Origin of the sequence: Methylobacterium sp. WL19 (assembly GCF_008040005.1) — a bacterium.
In the GTDB taxonomy this organism is placed as follows: Bacteria; Pseudomonadota; Alphaproteobacteria; order Rhizobiales; family Beijerinckiaceae; genus Methylobacterium; species Methylobacterium bullatum.
Genome location: NZ_VRVC01000194.1, coordinates 1 through 6,020, shown reverse-complemented (window position 1 = coordinate 6,020; position 6,020 = coordinate 1). Strand labels below are relative to the sequence as shown.

The window sequence follows — 6,020 nt, the reverse complement described above, 5'->3', positions numbered from 1 at the left end:
GGTTCGGAACGATCCCCGGCCGCTCCTCCGGTCGCTCCATCACCGGGCCGGCGGGGCGCGGGATCGCCGTGGGATCGGTGGAGCGGGCGCGCGGCAGGGCCGTCGCGTAGGGCGTGCGGAACTGGTCGTATTCGGCCCTCCGGCGCGGGATCAGCGAGGCGGGCCGGTTCCACATCAGGATCGCCTCGGCGGCGCCCGCCCGGTCACCGGCATTCAGGCGCCGCACGACGGTCGAGCGGCGGAACGCGCCCTCGCCGATGTTGAAGCAGAGGGAGACCAGGGCATCGAAGGCATGGTCCGGCAGATCGGCGGGTGCCACCGCCGCGACGGTGCGCACGAAGCGGCCGACATCGCGGGCGAAGAGCGCGTCGCATTCCGCCGCCGTCAGGCGCAGGCCCGGTGTCACCACGGGTGGCCCCGCCGCGCTGGTATGGCCGATGCCGATGGTCCAGATGCCGACGGAATCGCGGTAAGCCTCGAGGCGCCGTCCCTCGCGGGCAACGAGCACGGCATGGCCGATGGCGCTGAGATCCATGGTTCACTCCGGGTTTGGGAACGGGGAAGACGCGTCGTGCGGTGACGCGCGATCAGGAGGACATTGCCTCCCGGGCGGCTCAGGGCATTGCGAGGCCCCAGAACGCCGTGTCGGCGGCGAGGATGCCGCCCTCGGCGCCGGTGAACTGCGCGAACACCTCCACCGTGTCGCCCGCCGCCAGAGTGAGGGTGGCCGTGAGGGCGAGGGTCGAGACGCCGTCCACGAGACCGGTCACGCCCGCCCGGTGGCGGGGGGACGCCGCGCCGTTGCGGTAGAACCGGGCCTGGAGCGCGGTGGGCGACGCGCTGCCGATCCTGCGGTAGGCGAGGCCCACGCCGAACGTGTAGGTGCCGGGCTCGGGCGCGACGAACCGGTTCGTCGCGGGCACGAACGCGCCCTGGTCGTTCACCTCGGCGGTGTTGAACGCCACCTTGGTCCAGGCGCCCGCCGGAATCGTCGCGTCCGCGCTCATGGCGGCGGCGAAGCGGGGCAGGTTGGTGAGGCGGGACCAGCGCGTCCCGTTATAGCCCTTGAACGCGGCGGCGGTGCCGTCGAACAGGATCTGTCCGGGCGCGAGCCCTGCGCCGGGCGTGCCGGCACGGGGGACGAGTTCGAGGGCGCCGTTGCCCCTGAACTTGACCACGGACCGGCGCGTGCTCGTGCCGATCTCCGTCGTCTGGAAGTCGACGAGCGTCCCCTGTGCCGTGGCCGTGAAATCCTCCTCGGCGAGGCCGTTGAAGGTGACCATGTTGCCGGAGAACCCGCCCGTCGCCTGGTAGCCCCGGCCGAAGAAACCGAAGAAGCGGTCTCCGGCGAGAATGCCGGTGGGGGCGGCCGGGGTGCCGCGGGCGATGCGCGTGGTGATGTTGGCCACCGGCGAGCCGGCGCTGTAGCATTCGAGCTGGAGCAGGGCGGAACTCGACGAGCCCGAGACGAAGAGCGGGGCGGCCGGCACCGGGCCGCCCGGTGCCGCGGCCGATCCGAATCCGACATTGCCGCTATTTCCCAGCGCCCGCCAGGCATGGGACCAGTTGTTGCCGTCCGCCGAGACCTTCGCCGTCAGGCTGTCGTCGCCCACGAGGCCGATCTCGGCCCGGCCGGAAAAGCCGGTCTGCATCAGCAGTGACAGGACGTTGCCCGTGGCCCCCTTGTTCAGGGCCAATCGCAGGTCGCCGGTGCCCCCCTCCGCCGTGGCGCGTGCGGTCCAGAGGGCCTTGTTGAGCTTGGCCGAGAACGGGTTCTCCGCATCCGCATGGGTGCCGAGGCCGAGGAGGACGAGGTTCTGCAACGCGGAGATCGTCCCGGCGAGGCCGGTCCAGGCGGTGCCGTCGAAGCGGTAGAAGGCGTCCTCGTCCGCGAGATAAGCGAGCCACCCCGCCCTCGGCGTGAGGCCGTCCCAGACCCCGTCGTGGAAATGGGCGATGTGGCCGGAGAGCCCGGTCCAGGCGCCGGTGGGCGCGGCGCCGGCGACGAGGTAGCGGTCTCCCTCCACGGGGGCAGGCGGCGGGGCCGTCAGGTCCTTGTCGAGGCAGGAGAGCTGCACGAGCCTGTCGAGGACCACCAGGGCCTCGTTGTGGGTGACGTGTTTTCCTGCCTGCGCCGCCGCGATCAGCGGCAGGGCGAGGTTGTCTGTCGTCAGCGACATGGGGTGACTCCGGGTCGGTCGGGTCGGTCGGGTCGCTCAGGCGGAGCGGACGGGCAGGAGGGCACGGCGGCTCGGGCCGGGTCCGGCGACGGTGCCGACCTGGGCGACGCTCACGTCGAGGCGGGTCTGCTTCGCGCCGAAATCGGCGCTCTCGTCGGCGTTGGCGTAGAGGAGCGCCGGCTCGGTCGTCCGGGCGGTCCGCAGGGTCGAGCCGTCCGCCGCATGGATTTCGACGAGGTAGGTCTCGCCCGGTTCGTCCTGCGGGATCTCCATCGGCTCCCAGCCATCCGCGTCCCGCCGCGCCCGGCGGAGCCAGGTCAGCCTGATCCCGCCGGCCTCGCGCCGCGCGACCGGATGCACCGGCGCGAGCGGAAGGAGCGGCAGCAGGCCGGCGCTCGCCTGCAGTTCGACATAACTCGGATCGCCGGGGTCGCGGGTGGCCGGCCCGATCCGGTAGCGGAACGGCCGGCCGGCCTCGTCGAGCCGGTCCAGCAGGGGCACCACCGCCCCGTCGTCGAGGCGCACCACGAGGCAGCCGGGCGGATTTGCGCGTCCGGCGAGCTCCTCGCTCCCCATCAGGCCGCGCAGCAGCCGGCTGAGGCGATAGGTGCCGGGGCCGATCAGTTCGGCGCCCGCCGCCGCGATGATCTCTATTCGACCATCCTCGCCCATGAGGGCGAACAGGTTGCCCCCCGCCAGCACGTCGTCCTCCGCGATGGAGGACAGAGCACCGGCATGGCGCAGGCGCACATCGAGCCGGGTTCCCCGGTCGAAGCGCCAGAGGGGTCCCGGCGGCAGCGGGGTCAGGATTTCGCCGAGGCAGGCCGGATAATCGACGATCCGGTGCAGGCCGAGGGGGCCGTCGGTGCCGGCCGAGCGCCAGACGGCCATCTCGCCGGGCCAGGGATCGGCCGAGACCGCGAGGTATTGCAGGATCGTCGGGCTGCCCCTGTCCACGGGGAGGTCGAACACGCGGGCGAAGGGCCGCCCGGCCATGGACGGGGGCGGCCGGAATCCCCTGTCGTCGGGATTTTGGGTCGCGCCGAGGCGAGACGGGTAGGCCGGCACCGCGCGGGTCTCGATCCGCCGCGCGCCGGCGCTGTCGGCGATCCGTACGATCCGATGCGGCAGCCGCGCGCCGGGCAGGGCCAGGAGGTCGCCGGGCACCAGGTCGATCCGGCGCGGGCTCACCGCGAAACCCGCGCTGTCGCGCCCGGCGATGGCCATGTCGAGGAGCGCCTCGGCCAGCGCTTCGGCGCTCCCCCGGCGGGTGACGATGGGCGCGTCGGCGTTGCTCTCGCGCCGTCTCAGGCCGGTGGGGCGGATCGCCGAGGCGGTGGCGGTCCGGTAATCGGCGCTCTGCCCGTTGCAGAAGGCGAGGGTGAGCGTGCGGGGCAGTTCTGATTCCTCGGCGCGGACGAAGCTCAATGGCGCCCGGTCCCGCTCGGTGAGCACGAGATCGGCGGCCGCCAGGACGATCGGGCTCTCGCGGCGCGGGCAGCGAATGTCGAGCCTGCCGCCCACCGCCGAGACGTCGAGCCCGTAGACCCGGGCCAGCGGCTCCAGGGCGCCGCGCGCCGACATCGGCCGGTCGATGACGTAACCGTCGAGCCAGGCATCGGCGGCGATCCGGGCCGGTGCCGTGATGCCGAGATCGGCGAGGATCGCGCCGATCAGGCGGTCGAGCTCCAGCCCCTCGATCCGTCCTGTGATCCAGTGACCCAGGGACCAGTTCTCCGCATCTGCCCAGACCATGTCGAAATCCGGAAAGGCCGGGAAGGGCCGCGCGTCCCAGCACCAGACGAAGACGGAGCCGGGCGACACCATCGGGCCGCCATAGACGGGCGAGACCGGGTTGTGAGCCGGCTCGAAACCCGGCAGCGCTTCATCGAAGCGGGTCAGGATGGCGGTGAGGCCACGGGCCTGGATCAGGTCGTCGCGCACGTTGGCCGAGAAGGGCGGGGCGGCGTTCTCGGAGGATTTCGCGTCGGGAAAGACGTTGGGGCCGTTGGTGCCCCTGTCCACGGCGGGCACGCCGATCTCGGTGAGCCAGATCGGCTTGGATCGGGGAATCCAGGCCGTGGTGCCGGTCTCGATCCCGCCGTCCCGCTCGCGATGCGGGTTCGACCACCAGGAGACGAGGTCCTTGGCCCGGTAGACCCAGGGCTTGCCCGCCGCGCCGTCGGTGATGGGGGTGCGCGCCTGCGCCCGCCGGTCGGCGTCATTGGCATAGTACCAGTCGAAGGCCTCTCCGGCCCCGAGGCGGCGCTTGAGATAGGCGGTGTCGTAGACGCTGTCGGTCTCGGCGAGGTCGGCATGGTCCGCGCCGTCGCGCCAGTCGCTGATCGGCGGGTAATAGTCGATGCCCACCGCCGCGATGGCGGGATCGGAAAACAGCGAGTCGAGGGGGAATCGCACGGTGGCCCCGCCGTCGCGGACATGGGCGCCGTACTCGGTCCAGTCGGCCGCGTAGACCAGGGCCACGCCGGCCCCGAGGCGGGCGCGCACCTCCTGGGCCAGCGCCGTGAACGCCTCCACGGCCGGATAGCGCCCGGCCTCGCCCCGCACGCGGGTGAGGCTCGGAAACTCGCTGCCGATGATAAAGCCGGAGAGCGAAACGCCGTCGGCCGCCCAGCCGGCGGCGAGGTCGGCGTAATGCAGCAGGAAGCGGCGGTATCCGTCCGGGTTCTGGAAGAAGGCCGCCACTTGCGCGGACGCAGCGGCGGTCCCGTCCGGGCTGCCCGGCTGGCCGGGGGCCGGGAAACAGGTGATGCGACCGCGCCAGGGATAGGGCGGCTGATGGAGCGCTCCCGCGTCGCGCGGATCGGGCAGGCCGTTGCCGGCGGGCACGTCCATCATCACGAACGGGTAGAGCACGACCTCGAGACCACGGCGGCGCAGCTCGGCGACGAGGCGGCCGAGCCCGGCATCGGAGGGCGTGCCGCCATAGGCAGCACCTCCCATGGGCGCGGTCGAGACCGTCTTCACCTCATCGCGGGTCAGCCCGGCGACGCTCCATGTGTCGCCAAGCGTCGCCTTGTCCGGCCGGTCGACCTTGGGCGTCACCGTGCATCGGCCCGCGCGCAGGTCGCTTCCGAACCAGCTCGCCACCACCGAGACGCGGGCGAGGCGCGGGCACAGGGCCTGGAGCGCGTCGAGGGAGGCGGTGACGTCCGTCGTGTCCTGGAACTGGAAGCGGTTGGCCGCCCGCGTGGCGCCGAAACCCGCATCCTCGGTGACGAGGCGGGGGTCGAGGCCGAACTCCGTCGAGCCGGGGATGAGGCAGACCGCGCGGACCATCCCGGCGAGCCCCTCCACCGGGCGGATCACCTCGAAGGCCAGTTGCGGCACCCGGTTGCCGAACTCGGCCAGCGCCATCCGCTCGAACACCATATAGGCGAGGCCGCGATAGGCCGGTGCTCGGTCCGCGCCCTCCTTGGCGACGATCAACGGATCGGGCGCCTGGTCGGCCCCGCCCCGGTGCAGGCGGTAATTCAGCGTGGTGAGGTCGATCTCGCGGCCATCGGCCCAGACCCGGCGGACATGGGCGATCTCGCCCTCGCACAGCCCCACCGCGAGGTCGGCGAAATAGGCATAGGTGGTGGTCACGGTCTTCTGGCCGGCGACGCCCTTGCCCCCGGACGAGGCGCGCTGGACGCTGGTATTGGCGACTTCCAGCGGGCGCGTCGCCCAGATCAGGGTGCCCCCTACCTTGGCGCGGCCGTAGACCCGCTTGATCGGCTCGCCCTCCGTGGAGGACAGCCCGGCCACATCGGTCAGGCGCGGCCCCTCCACGACGCGCGGCCCGGCCCGCGACCCGAACAGGGCGCTGTCGATCGC

The 6,020-nt window shown here is 72.5% G+C and carries 3 protein-coding genes; all 3 read right to left on the bottom strand.

Going from position 1 to position 6,020, the window contains the following annotated elements:
• A partial coding sequence (locus tag FV220_RS23575; RefSeq protein ID WP_147833431.1) for a lysozyme occupies window positions 1-535 on the bottom strand: 535 nt, incomplete at its 3' end.
• A gap of 79 nt (window positions 536-614) precedes the next feature.
• Window positions 615-2,180, bottom strand: coding sequence for a DUF2793 domain-containing protein (locus tag FV220_RS23570; RefSeq protein WP_147833430.1), 1,566 nt, complete (start codon window positions 2,178-2,180; stop codon window positions 615-617).
• Window positions 2,181-2,216: 36 nt separating this feature from the next.
• The coding region (locus FV220_RS23565) for a glycoside hydrolase/phage tail family protein (protein WP_147833429.1) at window positions 2,217-6,020 on the bottom strand (3,804 nt) is incomplete at its 5' end.

Coding starts and splice junctions, on each gene's coding strand:
- FV220_RS23570 (WP_147833430.1), bottom strand. CDS start 2,180: ATGTCGCTGACGACAGACAACCTCGCCCTGCCGCTGATCGCGGCGGCG.